Here is a 15,952-nt window from a genome sequence, read left to right on the forward strand (position 1 = left end):
CTGGCAGAGCGTCAGAACTTAGTTCTGGACGTTCAGCTCGGTACGACGGTTCTTGGCGCGACCTTCCGGGTTGTCCGAACCATCCGGGTTGGTGTTCGGAGCAATCGGACGGCTCTCGCCGTAGCCGATCGGGCCGACCAGGCGACCGGCGTCAACGCCGTTCTTGGTCAGGTAGTTGTACACGGCGGTAGCACGACGCTCCGACAGCTTCTGGTTGTAAGCGTCGGTACCCTTCGAGTCGGTGTGACCGGCGACTTCAACGCGCAGATCCGGGTAACGCTTCAGGATCTCGGTGGCTTCGCTCAGGATCGCCACGGCGTCCGGACGCAGGTTCGACTTGTCGAAGTCGAAGTTGACGCCCTTCAGGTCGATGGAGACCGGCACCGGGCAACCGTCCGGACCGATGGTCTGACCCGGCTGCGAGTTCGGGCACTTGTCGTCGCAGTTGTTGACGCCGTCACCGTCGTCATCCAGGTCGGCGCAGCTCGGGGCAACCGGAGCCGGAGCCGGAGCAGCCGCGACCGGAGCCGGGCCCAGCGGGATCACGACGCCGACCGAAGCCAGCACGTCGCCGAACCAGCTTTCATCGTTGCCGGCACGCTTCGGGTTCACGCTCTGGTCGTCGAAATCAGCGCGGTAGGCGACTTCGGCACGGACAGCGACGCGCTTCTCGAAGGTGGTCTGCAGACCGACGCCGACCTTGGCGGCAAAGTTGCCGTCCTTGCGGTCAGCCAGGCCACCGCTGATCGGGTTGTACTCTTCTTCCGACTTCTGGTAGCCCAGGCCGGCCAGCAGGTACGGGTTCCAGCCGCGGCCTTCCTTGATGAAGTGGCGACGCAGGTCCAGCGAGACGCCGTACTGCGACCAGTTCATGTCCTTGTTGGCGTCGAAGTTCGGGTTCTGGTAGTTCAGCTCACCGTCCAGCGACCAGTTCGGGCTGATGAACTTGCCCAGGCCCAGGGTGACGAACGGAGCGTCATTGGTCAGGCGGTCGCTGTCCTGGAAGTTGAAGCCGGCCGAACCGGTCAGGTACCAGCGGTCATCGAACTCCTGCGCGGACGCAGCCTGGGCGAAAGCCAGACCACCCAGCAGCGCGGCAGTAAGGATCTTCTTGTTCATTGAGTACAGCTCCTATTTCGGGGGTATGAAACCGGTAGAGGCATGGGCCAGCACTAGTGCGTCGATGTTCGACAGCCGATTCAGCACGCCACCGCCGCGAACATTATGCTCAGGCGGGTGAAGGTCATGTTAACAGTCCCGTAACATGTGAAGTATCGCGCCCGACCCTCCACCGGTCCGACGTTGAAACCCTATACAGGATGATGAAAATCCGCAAGACCCTCACGCTGCAAGGGTTTGACGGGGTTTAGGTGCGGAATACGACATATTGCGCAACAGCTTGCTCCACCCGATTCAGCGTATCTGCTGAAACGTGAGGAACTCTATGATGGAGCCACGTACCCAGCCGGAGCCGAGATGAAAGCTGTCGCCCTGAGTCGTGAATCCGCCCCTGCCCTCTGCGATATCCACCTCCCCCCGCCGCTGCCTCCGCGTGGCCGCGACCTGCTGATCCGGGTCGAGGCCGTCTCGGTGAACCCGGTCGACGGCAAGCAGCGGGCGGCCACCGATCCGGCCACGCTCGAAGCACCCCGCGTACTCGGTTGGGACGCCGCCGGGGTGGTCGAAGCGATCGGCGAGGACGCCAGCCTGTTCGCGTCCGGCGACGAGGTCTACTACGCCGGTGATGTCACCCGGCCAGGCTGCAATGCGCAGTTCCATCTTGTGGACGAACGGCTGGTAGCGCGCAAGCCGACCACGCTCGACTTCGCCGAAGCGGCCGCACTGCCACTGACCACGCTCACCGCATGGGAACTGCTGTTCCAGCGCATGCCATTGCAGCTGGATGATCGCCGCCATGCCGGCCAGCACCTGCTGGTGATCGGCGGAGCAGGCGGTGTTGGATCGATGGCGATCCAGCTGGGCCGGCATGCCGGATTCGAGGTGATCGCCACCGCCTCGCGTGAATCATCGATCGACTGGTGCCGGCAGATGGGTGCCCAGCATGTAATCGACCACCGGCAGCCGCTGCTGCCCCAGCTGCAGGCATTGGGCATCGACGCAGTACAGGTCGCGCTCAACCTGGCCGACACCGACCATTACTGGGATGCGTTGGGTCAGCTGCTGGCGCCACAGGGCCATGTCGGCCTCATCGTCGAACCGCGCGGCGCGCTGCGCATCGGTGATCCCTACAAGGCCAAGTGCATCGGCATCCACTGGGAGTTCATGTTCGCGCGTTCGCGCTTCGCCACGGCGGACCGCATCGAACAGCACCGCATCCTCAGCCGCGCGGCCAGCATGATCGACGCTGGCCAGCTGCGCGGCACCCTCAGCGAGACGCTGGGCGCGATCAATGCGGCGAATCTGGACATCGCGCATCAGCGCTTGGCCAGCGGGCGCACGGTGGGCAAGCTGGCGCTGGCCGGCTGGGGCGACTGAGCCAGGCTGGAACGCCGGTGCAGTGCCGGGCCATGTTCGGCTGGCGGTGCCAGGCAAAGCAGCCGGAGCATGGCCCAGCTCCACAGAACGGCCCATACGCAGGATCGACGACTCCTGTAGCGGCGGATCGGTCGGCATCTGTATCTATGGGAGTGACTGAATCGGGATTACGGTGGAAACAGATCCCTCCCCTCTCCCCGAGCGCCGTCATGCCCACCGCCCTGCCCCTGCGTCTGCTGCAACTGATCATCGGCCTGTTCCTGTACGGCTTCGGCGCCTCGCTGATGATCCGTGCAGCGATCGGCGTGGCCCCCTGGGACGTGTTGTCGCAGGGCATCGCCGCACAGACGCCGCTATCGTTCGGCCTGGCCACCAATGTGATCGGTGCGCTGGTGCTGCTGCTGTGGTGGCCATTGCGACAGAAGCCGGGCGTCGGCACCGTGCTCAACGTGATGTTGATCGGCCCATCCGCGCAGTTCGGGCTGTGGTTGCTTCCCCCGGCGGTCGGCCTTGGCTGGCAGCTGGCGATGTTCTGCGCCGGCATGCTGCTGGTCGCCCTGGCCACCGGCCTGTACATCGGCGCCAAGCTCGGGCCCGGCCCGCGCGACGGCCTGATGACCGGCCTGCATGCCCGCACCGGCTGGCCGATCTGGAAGGTGCGCAGCCTGATCGAGGGCAGCGTGCTGCTGCTGGGCTGGTGGCTCGGCGGCAATGTCGGTGTCGGCACCCTCGCCTTCGCCCTGCTGATTGGCCCCCTGTGCGGAGTAACGCTGGGCTGGTTCGGGATTGGGCGTCCCCCGGTAGTGCCGGCCGCTGGCCGGCAACCGCAATCACCCTGAGCTGATCGAATGCCGGCCAGCGGCCGGCACTACCGCCCGCGCCCCTTGCCCCGGCCGCCGTTTCCCGGCACGCTTCGCGCTTCCGTACGCAAGCGTATCGATCATGTCGCCAGCCAACGAAAGCGCCTACCCCCACCTGTTCGCCCCGCTGGACCTGGGCTTCACCCAGCTGCGCAACCGCGTGCTGATGGGTTCGATGCACACCGGCCTGGAAGATCGCGCCCGCGACTTCCCGCGCCTGGCCGCCTACTTCGCCGAACGCGCCGAAGGTGGCGTCGGCCTGATCGTCACCGGTGGCTTCGCGCCGAACGTGGTCGGCTGGCTGAAGCCCTTTGGCGGAAAGCTGTCCTGGCCCTGGGAAGTGCGCCCGCACCGGCAGCTCACCGCGGCCGCGCACCAGCACGGCGCGAAGATCTGCCTGCAGCTGCTGCATGCCGGCCGCTATGCCTACCATCCCCTGTCGGTGGCACCGTCGAAGCTGAAGGCGCCGATCAACCCGTTCACCCCCCGTGCGCTGTCGGCCAGCGGCGTCGAGCGGCATATCGCCGACTACGCACGCAGCGCAAAGCTGGCCCGCGAAGCCGGCTACGATGGCGTCGAAGTGATGGGCTCGGAGGGCTACCTCATCAACGAGTTCATCGCCCCGCGCACCAACAAGCGCTCCGACCGCTGGGGTGGCGACGCCAACCAACGCATGCGTTTTGCAGTGGAGATCGTGCGCCGCATCCGCGAGGCCTGCGGCCCGGACTTCATCATCATCTACCGCCTGTCGCTGGTGGATCTGGTTGACGACGGCAGCAACTGGGAAGAGATCGTGCAGCAGGCCCAGGCCATCGAGGCGGCTGGCGCGACGATCATCAATTCCGGCATCGGCTGGCACGAAGCGCGCATCCCGACCATTGCCACCTCGGTGCCGCGCGCCGCCTTCGCCGGTGTCACCGCCAAGCTCAAGCCGCATGTAACGGTGCCGCTGGTGGCGACCAACCGCATCAACATGCCCGACGTCGCCGAGCACATCCTCGCCAGCGGCGGCGCCGACATGGTGTCGCTGGCGCGCCCGCTGCTGGCCGACCCGCAATGGCCCAACAAGGCCCGCGCCGGCCGCGCCGAGGCGATCAACACCTGCATCGCCTGCAACCAGGCCTGCCTGGACCACGTGTTCGAGAACAAGCTGGCCAGCTGCCTGGTCAATCCGCGTGCCGCACACGAGACCGAGCTGGTCTACCGCCCGGCTGCCACGCCGAAAATGGTGGCGGTGGTCGGCGCAGGTCCGGCCGGCCTGGCTTGCGCCACGGTGGCCGCCGAGCGCGGCCACCAGGTCACCCTGTTCGATGCCAACGACGAGATCGGTGGCCAGTTCAACGTGGCCAAGCGCATCCCCGGCAAGGAAGAGTTCCACGAGACCCTGCGCTATTTCCGCCACAAGCTGGCTGAAACCGGCGTGCAGCTACGCCTGGGCACGCGAGCAGACGCGGCCAGCCTGGCCGGCTTCGACGAGGTGGTGCTGGCCACCGGCATCACGCCGCGCAAGGTCGACTTCCCCGGCGCCAACCACGCCAAGGTGGTCAGTTACCTGGACGTGCTGCTGGGCCGGGTCGAAGTGGGCGCCAGTGCGGCGATCATCGGCGCCGGCGGCATCGGCTTCGATGTCGGCGAATTCCTCAGCCACGCTGGCGAGTCCCCGTCGCTGGACCCACAGCGCTGGATGGCCGAATGGGGCGTGGACAGCACGTTCGAGGCCCGCGGCTCGCTGGCCAGGCCGCAGCCCGAGGCATCGCCGCGGCGGCTGTGGCTGCTGCAGCGCAGCCCCGGCAAGCCCGGCGCGCGGCTGGGCAAGACCACCGGCTGGATCCACCGCGCCACGCTGAAGGCCAAGGGCGTGCGCATGCTCGGCGGCGTCGAGTACCTGGGCGTGGACGACGAAGGCCTGCGCATCCGCGTGGAAGGCAGCGAACAGCTGCTGCCGGTCGACCATGTGGTGATCTGCGCCGGGCAGGAACCGAACCGCGCATTGCAGGCCGAACTGCAGGCCGCCGGCATCAACGCGCAGCTGATCGGCGGTGCCGATGTAGCGGCCGAACTGGACGCCAAGCGGGCCATCGACCAGGGCAGCCGGGTGGCCGCCGCGCTCTGATGAGCGCATGAATGGGGGACGGAATGTGATTTCCGTCACCCCTCCCGAACCTGAATGTCAAGCCGGACGGTTCACGATGCGTTCGGCTACGCCCCCCTACCTTGCGCCATCTTTCCGCTCACCAGCCAGTTTCCGGTGAGCCGGCGCAGCCCCCACGATCGGTACTGGTCGTTTCTTTTGGGGCTGCCCACGGGGCGGCCCCGATGGCCGCCTCCCCATGACGCCAAGTCGTACCCCGCATCCTGTCGCCCCCGCGACTGGAAGCGGAGAGTGCGGCCCATACGGAGCAAGGAGTTATATGAAACTGGCCTGGATTCTCTGGCTGTCGCAGTTGTTGCCGCAGCCGGCCGCTGATTCACTGTGTCTGAGCACCACCGTTTACCTGGAAGCCCGCGACCAGACCCTGCGCGGCCAGCAAGCCGTTGCCGAGGTCGCCCTGCGCCGCCTCGACAGTGGCCTGTGGGGCGACTCGATGTGCCAGGTGGTCACCGCGCGCAAGCAGTTCGCGCCGACCATCGTCTCCCCCGGCACCCAGCTGGGCAATGACGCGGCCTGGAGCGAGGCAATGAACGTGGCCTTCGACGCCGAGCGCAACTGGGCGCTGCCGGCCGGCGAGCGCCGCGAGATCGTGCCCGGAGCCAGCCACTTCGCCGCGTTGTCCATCGCCAGCCCGAACTGGCGCAACGCCTACCAGGTGGCCACCATCGGCGATCACACCTTCTATAAGGTGCAGAACCTCAAGCCGCGGCAGTCGTAACGATCCGTGCTGGCGGCAGCGTTGCCGCCCGCTGGCAGGCTCTGGGATAGTGGGCGTTTCCCGCCCGCATCACCTGGAGTTCCCATGAAGCTGTACAGCAAGCCCGGTGCCTGTTCCACCGCCGACCACATCGCCCTGCAGTGGACCGGCCAGCCGTTCGAGGTCGAACTGCTGAACAAGGACACCCTGAAGGGTCCGGAATTCCTCAAGATCAATCCGGCCGGCGCCGTTCCCGCGCTGGTCGATGGCGACTTCGTGCTGCTGCAGAACGCCGCGATCATGGGCTATATCGCCGACACCTACCCGCAGGCCGGCCTCGGCGGCGATGGCAGCGCGCGCCAGCGTGCCGAAGCCACCCGCTGGCTGGCCTTCGTCAATTCCGACGTGCATCCGGCCTTCTCGCCGCTGTTCGCACCGGGCAAGTTCATCGCCGACGAAAGCCAGTTCGACGCGATCCGCGCCGCCGCACACAAGCGCCTGCGTGGCCTGTTCGAGACCGCTGACAGGCAGCTGGCCGACAAGCCCTGGCTGGCCGGCTTCCGCAGTTTCGCCGATCCGTACTTCTACATCACCCTGCGTTGGGCCGCCGGCACCAAGGTCGACCTGTCGGGTCTGGACAACCTGGCCGCCTACAAGGCACGCATGGACGCCGATGCCGGCGTGCAGGCCGCCCTGAAGGCCGAAGGCCTGGCCTGAGCCTGACCCGGGGTCGGAGCCGTTCGCGTGGCGAACGGATCCGACCCCGATACCGCTGCCAGGGCGGGGTCGGATCCGTCTGCACAGCAGGCGGCTCTGACCCCACCGGTGCCATCACCACACTCAGCCGATCTGGCGGATCACTTCACCGTTGGCATCGCGCAGGTAGGTCGGCACCACTTCGATACGCAGCGCTCCCGCCACCGGGTAGATGCCACGTTCGGCACGCACGCCCGCCAGGGCCTGCAGCCCCGTCTCGTCCAGCGCCCAGCGCGTGCTGTCGGCCGATACCTCGCCGGTTTCACCGCGCGCTGCCGGAATGAATTCCCACTGCCGCTCGCGGCTGGCCAGTTCCAGCGATTTGCCGTGGCGCAGGCGCAATGGCAGCAGCTCGCACACACTGGCCACCTGCCCGGCGCCGAGCACCAGGGTGGTGACGCCCGCCTCCTGCCGCCAATCCAGTGTCTCGATGAACAACATGCCGGTGCTGGAGCCCTCGCGCTCGCTGCCGGCCCGCACCTGTGCGGCGAGTGTCGGATCCTCCAACAGGTTGCCGCGATGCAGGTCGCTGATCCACAGCGGCATCGCCGGTTGCAGCGCCTGCAGCACGCCGCGCGTCGACCAGCGCTTGACCGCTTCCATCTCCTCATCGGTCAGCCCGACCAGCTGCAGGAACTGCAGGTGGCCATTGGCGGTGTCGCGCGCAGGCAACTGCGGATCGGCGATGAAGGCCAGGTGGCACAGGCGCGTGCCGGTCTCCAGCGCGATCGGGCCGTTGGCGTTCAGATGGTGACCATCCTCGAACACGTTGCCGCTGCCAAACACGTAGCGCGCCAGGTTCTGCAGCAGGTTCATCGGCCACACCGGCGGGGTGCTGCCGGCGTGCTCACCGGCTTCAGCAGCCAGGCGGAAGGTCAGCTCGAATCCATAGCCGCTGGCATCTGCATCACTGCTCTCCTTGGCGTACAGCTCGGAGAAGCCGTAGGTGATGTAATGCCAGTGCGGTACCGGCGCATCCGCCCAGTAAACGCTGACGCCATCCAGTGGATCCTGGCCACCCAGCGTGTACGGCAACGCCGTACCGTAGTGACGGGGTTCCTGGCCGGCATACAGCGGCGCCAGCGCCGCATTGATCGCGTCCCAGCCTGGGGTGTCGGTGTCGTCGTGGTCGTCCTGCACGCGGGACTCCTTGTGGGGAAGTGAACCGATCACTTTACGCGGTGGCTCAGGCCTGCACGACCTCGCCTCCACCATTGACCACGGCGGCCTGGGTTTCCTGCCACCAGCGCTGCGCCAGCGCCGGGCTGCGCGCCTTGCCCACCGCCGCCAGCAGTTCCGGGCACAGGCGTTCCAACGCAAGTGCATCGGTGCAGCGTTCAATCTTCAACTGCATGAAGTAGCCCTTCAGGCCCAGGTGGCGCCGCACCGCCTCGCTCATCGCGTCGTAGAGCTGCTGGTACAACGCCGGATCCTGTTCGCGGCCGGTGCTGATGCCACGTACCGGTGCCACCTCGGCATTGCCACCGATCACTTCGATCAGGCCCTGCGCTTCCAGCTGCTCCAGTGCATCGGCCGGCGCGCGCAGGCCTTCGAACAGGCCACGCAATTCAGTGTCATCGCGATGGCCGTCGACCATCAGCAGGATCGAACGCAGTGCCGCCGGCAGGCGCCGGCCACGGTCTTCGATTTCCTGACGGCCAGCAGCCGTCTTGGCGTGCAGCAATGCCATTGCCTCCCCCTCCCTCGATGCGCAATGCCGGCGCGCCCTGACGGGCACGCCCCCCTGTGTGCCATCCCCGGACGGCACGCGCCTTCCCCGGCGCGCGCCGCGTATTGCAGGTCGATGACAGGCCGAGCTTAGCGCAAGTGCCGCGGGTAGTGCCGGCCGCTGGCCGGCAACCTCGGGATTGAGTGGGGGGGGGCCGGCCAGCGGCCGGCACTACCGGATCAGCGCCCCAGCGCCCGGCGGATCTCCTCCAGCGCGCTGGGGTCGTCCAGCGTCGACAGGTCACCCGGGTCGCGCTGTTCGGCCAGCGCCTGCAGCGAGCGCCGCAGCAGCTTGCCGGAGCGGGTCTTGGGCAGTGCATTGACCACGTGTACGTGCGCCGGGCGTGCGACCGCGCCGAGCGAGGTGGTCACCGTCGCCATCATCTCGGCCACCACCGGCGCCGGATCCTCGCCATCCAGGCCCTGCTTGAGGGTGACGAACACCAGCGGCACCTGCCCCTTCAGTTCGTCCTTGACCCCGATCACCGCGGCCTCGGCCACCCGCGGATGGCTGGAAATGGCCTCCTCGATCTCGCGCGTGCCCAGACGGTGCCCGGCTACGTTGATGACATCATCGGTGCGACCGAGGATGAAGGTGTAGCCATCGTCGTCGCGGATCGCCCAGTCCAGCGAGCTGTACAGCAGTTCCTTGAAGTGGCTGAAGTAGCTCTGCAGGAAGCGGCTGTCATCATTCCACACGGTGCTCATGCAACCCGGTGGCAGCGGTGGCGACACCACCAGCACGCCCTTCTGCCCCGGTGCGACTTCCTCGCCGGTGTTCTCGTCGATCACCTTCATCCGGTAACCGAGATTGGGGAACCCGGGCGAGCCGAAGCGCACCGGCTTCATCTCCAGGCCCGGCAACAGGGTCAGTGCCGGCCAGCCGGTCTCGGTCTGCCAGTAGTTGTCGATGATCGGCTTGCCGAGCGCTTCGCTGATCCAGTGCGCGGTCGGCTCGTCGAGCGGCTCGCCGGCCAGGAACAGGTACTTCAGCGCACGCAGGTCGTGGCGATGGATGAAGTCCGCGTCGTGCTTCTTCAGCACGCGGATGGCGGTGGGCGAGGAGAACATCGTGCGCACGTTGTACTGCTCGCACAGCGCCCACCAGATGCCCGGGTCCGGGTTGGTCGGCAGCCCTTCGTACAGCAGCGACGTGCAGCCACCGATCAGCGGGCCGTACACGTTGTAGGAATGGCCCACCGCCCAGCCGACATCAGAGGTGGAGAACATCACCTGGCCCGGCTTGCAATCGAACACGGTCTCCATCGACTGCGCCATCGCCACTGCATAGCCGCCCACATCGCGCTGCACGCCCTTCGGCTTGCCGGTGGTGCCGGAGGTGTACAGCAGGTAGCTCGGTTCGCTCGCTTCCAGCCACTGTACCGGCACGTCGACTTCACCGATCTGCGCACGCAGCGTGGCGTAGTCCACGTCACGGCCCGGCACGCGGGGTTCGGCGGCATCCAGCCCACGCGACACGATCAGCACATGCGGTGGCGGCGACGCCGCTTCGGCGCAGGCGGCGTCGACCATCGGCTTGTACGGAATCAGCTTGCCACCGCGCATGCCGGCGTCGGCCGCGATCAGCAGCTTGGGCTTGGCATCGTCGATGCGCAGCGCCAGGTTGTGCGCCGCAAAGCCCCCGAACACCACCGAGTGCACCGCACCGATGCGCGCGCAGGCCAGCATCGCAAACACCGCCTCGGCCATGTTCGGCATGTAGATCACCACGCGGTCACCGTGGCCGACGCCGAGGTGCTTGAGTACCGCGGCGAAGTCGTTCACTTCGCGGTACAGCTGGCGATAGGTGATCTCGCGTGTGCTGTTGGTTTCGGTGGAGATGGCGACCAGCGCGAGCTGGTCGGCGCGCTCGGCCAGGTGGCGGTCGACGGCGTTGTAGCAGAGATTGGTTTCGCCGCCGACGAACCAGCGCCGGAACGGCGGGTTGCTGTAGTCGAGCACCTGCTGCGGCGGTTTATGCCAATGGATGCGCTTGGCTTCCTCGCCCCAGAAGGCCTCCGGCTCGTCGATCGAGCGACGGTAGGTTTCCTCGTAGTTCATGACGCAGCCCTCCCAGACAAAGTCATGGGTTCGAGGATAGTCCGGTGCTGCCGCGCGGGCCGCCCTACCTTGGTAGGGGGTGGGCTTGTTCTGCAGGGCTTGCAGCCCTGCACCCGCGGTAGTGCCGGCCGCTGGCCGGCAACCTCAGAAGCAACAGCCGAAGCAACAGCAGAAGCTGGCTTACTGGGGGATGGCGGGGTGGGTCCGATTGCGGGGGACGCCGTGAATCCGTCCTTGGAGGCTCGGTCGCCGCTTGCTCGTGTGCGCAGTCCTGCGCACACGGCAAGACCGGGGTTGGGCGTCCTGCCCAACCCGCCCGAGGCATGCCTCGGGCCCATGCGGCTCACGCCCCCTCAACCGGACCCACCCCGCCTTCGACAGACTTCCGCGATCTGTCGGAACGGCATATTGTTCTGGTAGGTGTCGACCTTGGTCGACGCGGTAGATCCACGCCATGCGTGGATGGTTCATTCGATATCTGACAGAAAAATCGTGTCGACCAAGGTCGACACCTACCAACAGCTGCGCGGAACAACGGCCACCGCTACCAACAGCCGAGTGAACCTGTCGAAGGTGGGGCGGTGTCGGAGTGCGGGGTGTCAGCCGCATGGATGCGGCTGCCAAGCCTACACGGACGTACTTGCGGCGGCCCCGCACTTCGACACCGTCCCGCCAACCCACGTATAGCCCGCTTTTGACGTTGACGTTGATTCTGCGGGTGCAGGGCTGCAAGCCCTGCCGCCCCCCTAGAACGGAGCCGCGGACTCGAACGCGAGCACCTCGCCCGTCAGCGGGTGGGTGAACTGCAGGCTGCACGCATGCAGATGCACGCGGTGCGCCGGTGCCGCGTCATACAGCACGTCGCCAACAATCGGATGGCCAATACTGGCCATGTGCAACCGCAGCTGATGGCTGCGGCCAGTGATCGGTTCCAACGCCACGCGCGTGCGCCGCGCTTCTACATCACGCGCCAGTACGCGCCAACGCGTCAACGCCGGCTTGCCGCGTTCGTGATCGACCATCTGCTTCGGCCGGTTCGGCCAGTCAACGATCAGCGGCAGGTCCACTTCACCGGCATCGCTTTCGATCACACCCTGCACGACGGCTTCGTAGCGCTTGCCAACCTGGCGCTGCTCGAACTGCATCGACAACGCCGCCTGCATGTCCTTGCCACGCGCATGCAGCAGCAGGCCCGAGGTCACCTGGTCCAGCCGATGCACGGTCAACGCATCCGGATACAGCGCCTGCAGGCGCGCGACCACGCAGTCCTGGTTCTCGGCGCTGCGGCCGGGTACGGACAACAGGCCAGCCGGCTTCTCGGCCACCAGCAGTGCGTCATCGATGTAGTGCAGGTGGATCATGCGGTTCCAGGAATTCCAAATGAAAACGGGGAAGCCGAAGCCTCCCCGTTTTCTGCGTACCAACCAACGGTCGGTACCTACCTTGATGGAAGACGTACCGGCCGGAGCCGGTACCGCCTGCATCAGCCCAGCAGGTGGGCGACGCCGGCGCGCTCTTCTTCCAGCTCGGCCAGGGTCTTGTCGATGTACTTCTGGCTGAAGTCGTCGATCGGCAGGTCCTTGACCAGGGTGTACTTGCCGTTCTCGGTGGTCACCGCGAAGCCGAAGATCACGCCTTCCGGAATGCCGTAGGAACCGTCGGACGGCACGCCCATGGTGACCCACTTGCCGTTGCTGCCCAGCACCCAGTCACGCACGTGGTCGATCGCTGCGTTGGCGGCCGAAGCAGCCGAGGACGAGCCACGGGCTTCGATGATCGCCGCGCCGCGCTTGCCGACGGTCGGGATGAAGGTGTTGGCGTTCCACTCCTGGTCGTTGATCGCATCGGCGATCGACGCACCATCGGCGGTGGCGAAACGGTAGTCCGGGTACATGGTCGGGCTGTGGTTGCCCCACACCACCAGCTTCTCCATGCCACCGACCGGCTTGCCGAGCTTGGTCGACAGCTGGCTCAGCGCGCGGTTGTGGTCCAGGCGCAGCATGGCGGTGAAGTTTTCCGGCTTCAGGTCCGGGGCCGACTTCATCGCGATGTAGGCGTTGGTGTTGGCCGGGTTGCCGACCACCAGCACCTTCACGTCACGGCTGGCGACCTTGTTCAGCGCTGCACCCTGGGCGGTGAAGATCTTGGCGTTCTCCAGCAGCAGGTCCTTGCGCTCCATGCCCGGGCCGCGCGGACGTGCGCCGACCAGCAGGGCGATGTCGGCGTCCTTGAACGCGACTTCGGCGTCATCGGTGCCGACCATGCCGGCCAGCAGCGGGAAGGCACAGTCTTCCAGCTCCATCATCACGCCCTTCAGGGCGGCCTGGGCCTTGTCCACCGGCAGTTCCAGCAGCTGCAGGATGACCGGCTGGTCCTTGCCCAGCATTTCGCCGGAGGCGATGCGGAACAGCAGGGCATAACCGATCTGGCCGGCGGCGCCGGTCACGGCAACACGAACGGGTGCTTTCATGGGGGTTTCCTCTTGCTTGCAAGCGTTTGATGGGACGCCGCGGGCAGAGCCACGCAGGCCAGGCGGGCGGCGGGGAACAGGGAAACGGCCACCCATGGGTGGCCGTTTCGAAGGGGGATCAGGCGGCGAGGTGCTTGTTCCACTCCGCGACGCGGTCGGCCTGGGCGGCCAGCACGGCGTCGACGTCGCCTTCCAGGGTGATCGAATGGATCACGTCGCCCTGCTTGACCGAATCAACGATGGCCTGGCCTTCCAGGACCTTGCCGAAGACGGTGTGGCGGCCATCCAGCCAGTCGGTCTTGATGTGGGTGATGAAGAACTGGCTGCCGTTGGTGTTCGGGCCGGCATTGGCCATCGACAGCGAGCCGACCTCGTGCTTCACGCCGTTCTTCTCGTCTTCGAACTTGTAGCCCGGGCCGCCGGTGCCACGACCCTGCGGGCAGCCGCCCTGGATCATGAAGTCGGCGATCACGCGGTGGAAGATCAGGCCGTCATAGAAGCCGTGCTTGACCAGGTTCACGAAGTTGGCCACGGTCAGCGGCGCCTTGTCGGCGAACAGCTCGACCTTGATCGGGCCCTGGGTGGTGTCGAAAGTGGCGATGAGGGACATGAAGATCCTTGATGCAGAGGGGAACGCGTCTAGCCACCTAGTTTACACCTGCCTCGTGGCGGCGGCGGCTTCGACCATCGGTGAAGAACCCGGCTTCAGCCCATGGACGGGAAGCCGCGTCTCTGGGCGCTGGCGGCCCCGGCCGACGCGGCGGACAGCCAGCTGAATGGGCCCCGCGACGGATGTGAAATCCACCTTTTCGCGAATCGTCAAGTTCGACGTATAATGTTGGACTTCTTTTTCCAAATCCGGCGCCGACTGGCCCCCTTTCGTATGTCCATCGAAAATCTTCGCAACATCGCCATCGTCGCCCACGTCGACCATGGCAAGACCACCCTGGTCGACCAGCTGCTGAAGCAGTCCGGCACCCTGTCCGAGCGCACCGTCCTCGCCGAGCGCGTGATGGACAGCAACGACCAGGAAAAGGAACGCGGCATCACCATCCTGGCCAAGAACACTGCCATCACCTGGGAAGACAAGAGGACCGGCATCAAGAACCGGATCAACATCGTCGACACCCCCGGCCACGCCGACTTCGGTGGTGAGGTCGAGCGCGTGCTGTCGATGGTCGATACCGTGCTGATCCTGGTCGACGCGATGGACGGCCCGATGCCGCAGACCCGCTTCGTGACCCAGAAGGCCTTCGCGATGGGCTTCAAGCCGATCGTCGTGGTCAACAAGGTCGACCGTCCGGGCGCCCGTCCGGAATGGGTGATCGACCAGGTCTTCGACCTGTTCGACAAGCTCGGCGCCACCAACGAGCAGCTGGACTTCCCGATCGTCTACGCCTCGGGCCTGAACGGCTATGCCGGCCTGGAAGACACCGTGCGCGACGGCGACATGACCCCGCTGTACGAAGCGATCATGCAGCACGCGCCGAAGCCGGAAGTGGATCCGGAAGGCCCGTTCCAGATGCGCATCAGCCAGCTGGACTACAACAACTTCGTGGGCGTGATCGGCATCGGCCGCATCCAGCGCGGCACCCTGAAGAAGAACATGCAGGTCGCGGTCATCGACCGTGAAGGCAAGAAGCGCAACGGCAAGGTGCTGCAGGTGCTGGGCTTCATGGGCCTGGAGCGCATCGAGCAGGATTCGGCCGAGGCCGGCGACATCGTGGCCATCTCCGGCATCCAGGAGCTGACCATCTCCGACACCATCTGCGCACCGGACTTCCCGGAAGCGCTGCCGGCGCTGACCGTCGACGAGCCGACCATCTCGATGACCTTCCAGGTCAACAACTCGCCGTTCGCCGGCAACAAGGACCTGTCCGGTGGCAAGTTCCTGACCAGCCGCCAGATCAAGGACCGCCTGGACCGTGAAAAGGTCCACAACGTGGCCCTGAAGGTCGAGCAGCTGGAAGACGCCGACAAGTTCCTGGTCTCCGGCCGTGGCGAACTGCACCTGTCGGTGCTGATCGAGAACATGCGCCGCGAAGGCTACGAGCTGGCCGTGTCGCGCCCGGAAGTGATCATCAAGGAAATCGACGGCCAGCTGATGGAGCCGATCGAGCAGCTGGTGGTGGACATCGAAGAAATCCACCAGGGCGGCGTGATGGAAAAGCTGGGCACCCGCAAGGGCCAGCTGAAGAACATGGAATCGGACGGCAAGGGCCGCGTGCGCCTGGAGTACCAGATCCCGGCCCGTGGCCTGATCGGTTTCCAGAACGAGTTCAAGACCCTGACCCAGGGTTCGGGCCTGCTGTTCCACGTGTTCGACCACTACGGTCCGAAGGAACAGGGCGCGATTGCCAAGCGCATCAACGGCGTGATGATCGCCAATGCACCGGGCACCACGCCGGCCTACTCGCTGGGCCCGCTGCAGGAGCGCGGCAAGCTGTTCGCTGCTGAAGGCGACAACGTGTATGAAGGTCAGCTGGTCGGCATCCACTCCAAGGACAACGACCTGACCGTCAACGCGATCAAGACCAAGCCGCTGACCAACATGCGCGCTTCGGGCAAGGACGATGCGATCCAGCTGACCCCGGCGATCAAGTACTCGCTGGAACAGGCCCTGGACTTCATCGAAGACGACGAGCTGGTCGAGATCACCCCGAAGGAGATCCGCCTGCGCAAGAAGTTCCTGACCGAGAGCGATCGCAAGAAGGCTTCGCGCGGCGGCTGAG

The 15,952-nt window shown here is 66.1% G+C and carries 13 protein-coding genes; 6 read left to right on the forward strand and 7 right to left on the reverse strand.

Annotated elements, in window-relative coordinates; genetic code table 11:
- Positions 1-18 precede the first annotated feature (18 nt).
- On the reverse strand, positions 19-1,119 hold the full coding sequence (locus tag AC5P9N_RS15075; RefSeq protein WP_005408234.1) for an OmpA family protein: 1,101 nt from the start codon (positions 1,117-1,119) through the stop codon (positions 19-21).
- Between the two features lie 357 nt (positions 1,120-1,476).
- On the opposite strand from AC5P9N_RS15075, the gene AC5P9N_RS15080 reads away from it, so the two are divergent.
- The 5 genes from AC5P9N_RS15080 to AC5P9N_RS15100 all read left to right on the forward strand — a co-directional run bounded on the left by AC5P9N_RS15080 (position 1,477) and on the right by AC5P9N_RS15100 (position 6,922).
- Entirely contained in the window at positions 1,477-2,496 is a 1,020-nt protein-coding gene (locus AC5P9N_RS15080) for a zinc-binding alcohol dehydrogenase family protein (protein WP_049459798.1), read from the forward strand.
- Positions 2,497-2,705: 209 nt separating this feature from the next.
- Entirely contained in the window at positions 2,706-3,335 is a 630-nt protein-coding gene (gene yczE, locus AC5P9N_RS15085; protein ID WP_005408232.1) for a membrane protein YczE, read from the forward strand.
- A gap of 103 nt (positions 3,336-3,438) precedes the next feature.
- Positions 3,439-5,469 (forward strand): NADPH-dependent 2,4-dienoyl-CoA reductase, encoded by a 2,031-nt coding sequence (locus AC5P9N_RS15090; RefSeq protein ID WP_099485287.1) that lies wholly within the window; start codon positions 3,439-3,441, stop codon positions 5,467-5,469.
- Positions 5,470-5,767: 298 nt separating this feature from the next.
- Positions 5,768-6,226: a cell wall hydrolase gene (locus AC5P9N_RS15095; RefSeq protein ID WP_004154513.1), complete on the forward strand. Its 459-nt coding sequence runs from the start codon at positions 5,768-5,770 to the stop codon at positions 6,224-6,226.
- 84 nt (positions 6,227-6,310) lie between these two features.
- On the forward strand, positions 6,311-6,922 hold the full coding sequence (locus AC5P9N_RS15100) for a glutathione S-transferase N-terminal domain-containing protein (RefSeq protein WP_005408230.1): 612 nt from the start codon (positions 6,311-6,313) through the stop codon (positions 6,920-6,922).
- Positions 6,923-7,045: 123 nt separating this feature from the next.
- Here the strand turns inward: AC5P9N_RS15100 and AC5P9N_RS15105 are convergent, their stop codons facing one another.
- The 6 genes from AC5P9N_RS15105 to AC5P9N_RS15130 form a co-directional block, all read right to left on the reverse strand.
- A complete protein-coding gene (locus AC5P9N_RS15105) occupies positions 7,046-8,101 on the reverse strand; it encodes a suppressor of fused domain protein (RefSeq protein WP_099485288.1) in 1,056 nt (351 codons plus the stop codon).
- 46 nt (positions 8,102-8,147) lie between these two features.
- Positions 8,148-8,651: a hypothetical protein gene (locus AC5P9N_RS15110; protein WP_005408228.1), complete on the reverse strand. Its 504-nt coding sequence runs from the start codon at positions 8,649-8,651 to the stop codon at positions 8,148-8,150.
- A 218-nt stretch (positions 8,652-8,869) separates the two neighbouring features.
- Positions 8,870-10,750, reverse strand: coding sequence for a propionate--CoA ligase (prpE, locus tag AC5P9N_RS15115; protein ID WP_043033750.1), 1,881 nt, complete (start codon positions 10,748-10,750; stop codon positions 8,870-8,872).
- Between the two features lie 746 nt (positions 10,751-11,496).
- Positions 11,497-12,111, reverse strand: coding sequence for an RluA family pseudouridine synthase (locus AC5P9N_RS15120; protein WP_099485305.1), 615 nt, complete (start codon positions 12,109-12,111; stop codon positions 11,497-11,499).
- Positions 12,112-12,233: 122 nt separating this feature from the next.
- Positions 12,234-13,220, reverse strand: a complete 987-nt coding sequence (locus AC5P9N_RS15125; RefSeq protein ID WP_004153634.1) for a malate dehydrogenase — start codon at positions 13,218-13,220, stop codon at positions 12,234-12,236.
- Between the two features lie 118 nt (positions 13,221-13,338).
- A complete protein-coding gene (locus AC5P9N_RS15130) occupies positions 13,339-13,830 on the reverse strand; it encodes a peptidylprolyl isomerase (RefSeq protein ID WP_005408225.1) in 492 nt (163 codons plus the stop codon).
- A gap of 273 nt (positions 13,831-14,103) precedes the next feature.
- On the opposite strand from AC5P9N_RS15130, the gene typA reads away from it, so the two are divergent.
- Positions 14,104-15,951 (forward strand): translational GTPase TypA, encoded by a 1,848-nt coding sequence (typA, locus tag AC5P9N_RS15135; RefSeq protein WP_024958804.1) that lies wholly within the window; start codon positions 14,104-14,106, stop codon positions 15,949-15,951.
- Position 15,952: the final 1 nt, after the last annotated feature.

This window comes from Stenotrophomonas sp. YJH_SMC_6, assembly GCF_059371335.1.

Coding starts and splice junctions, on each gene's coding strand:
- AC5P9N_RS15075 (WP_005408234.1), bottom strand. CDS start 1,119: ATGAACAAGAAGATCCTTACTGCCGCGCTGCTGGGTGGTCTGGCTTTC.
- AC5P9N_RS15080 (WP_049459798.1), top strand. CDS start 1,477: ATGAAAGCTGTCGCCCTGAGTCGTGAATCCGCCCCTGCCCTCTGCGAT.
- yczE (WP_005408232.1), top strand. CDS start 2,706: ATGCCCACCGCCCTGCCCCTGCGTCTGCTGCAACTGATCATCGGCCTG.
- AC5P9N_RS15090 (WP_099485287.1), top strand. CDS start 3,439: ATGTCGCCAGCCAACGAAAGCGCCTACCCCCACCTGTTCGCCCCGCTG.
- AC5P9N_RS15095 (WP_004154513.1), top strand. CDS start 5,768: ATGAAACTGGCCTGGATTCTCTGGCTGTCGCAGTTGTTGCCGCAGCCG.
- AC5P9N_RS15100 (WP_005408230.1), top strand. CDS start 6,311: ATGAAGCTGTACAGCAAGCCCGGTGCCTGTTCCACCGCCGACCACATC.
- AC5P9N_RS15110 (WP_005408228.1), bottom strand. CDS start 8,651: ATGGCATTGCTGCACGCCAAGACGGCTGCTGGCCGTCAGGAAATCGAA.
- prpE (WP_043033750.1), bottom strand. CDS start 10,750: ATGAACTACGAGGAAACCTACCGTCGCTCGATCGACGAGCCGGAGGCC.
- AC5P9N_RS15120 (WP_099485305.1), bottom strand. CDS start 12,111: ATGATCCACCTGCACTACATCGATGACGCACTGCTGGTGGCCGAGAAG.
- AC5P9N_RS15125 (WP_004153634.1), bottom strand. CDS start 13,220: ATGAAAGCACCCGTTCGTGTTGCCGTGACCGGCGCCGCCGGCCAGATC.
- AC5P9N_RS15130 (WP_005408225.1), bottom strand. CDS start 13,830: ATGTCCCTCATCGCCACTTTCGACACCACCCAGGGCCCGATCAAGGTC.
- typA (WP_024958804.1), top strand. CDS start 14,104: ATGTCCATCGAAAATCTTCGCAACATCGCCATCGTCGCCCACGTCGAC.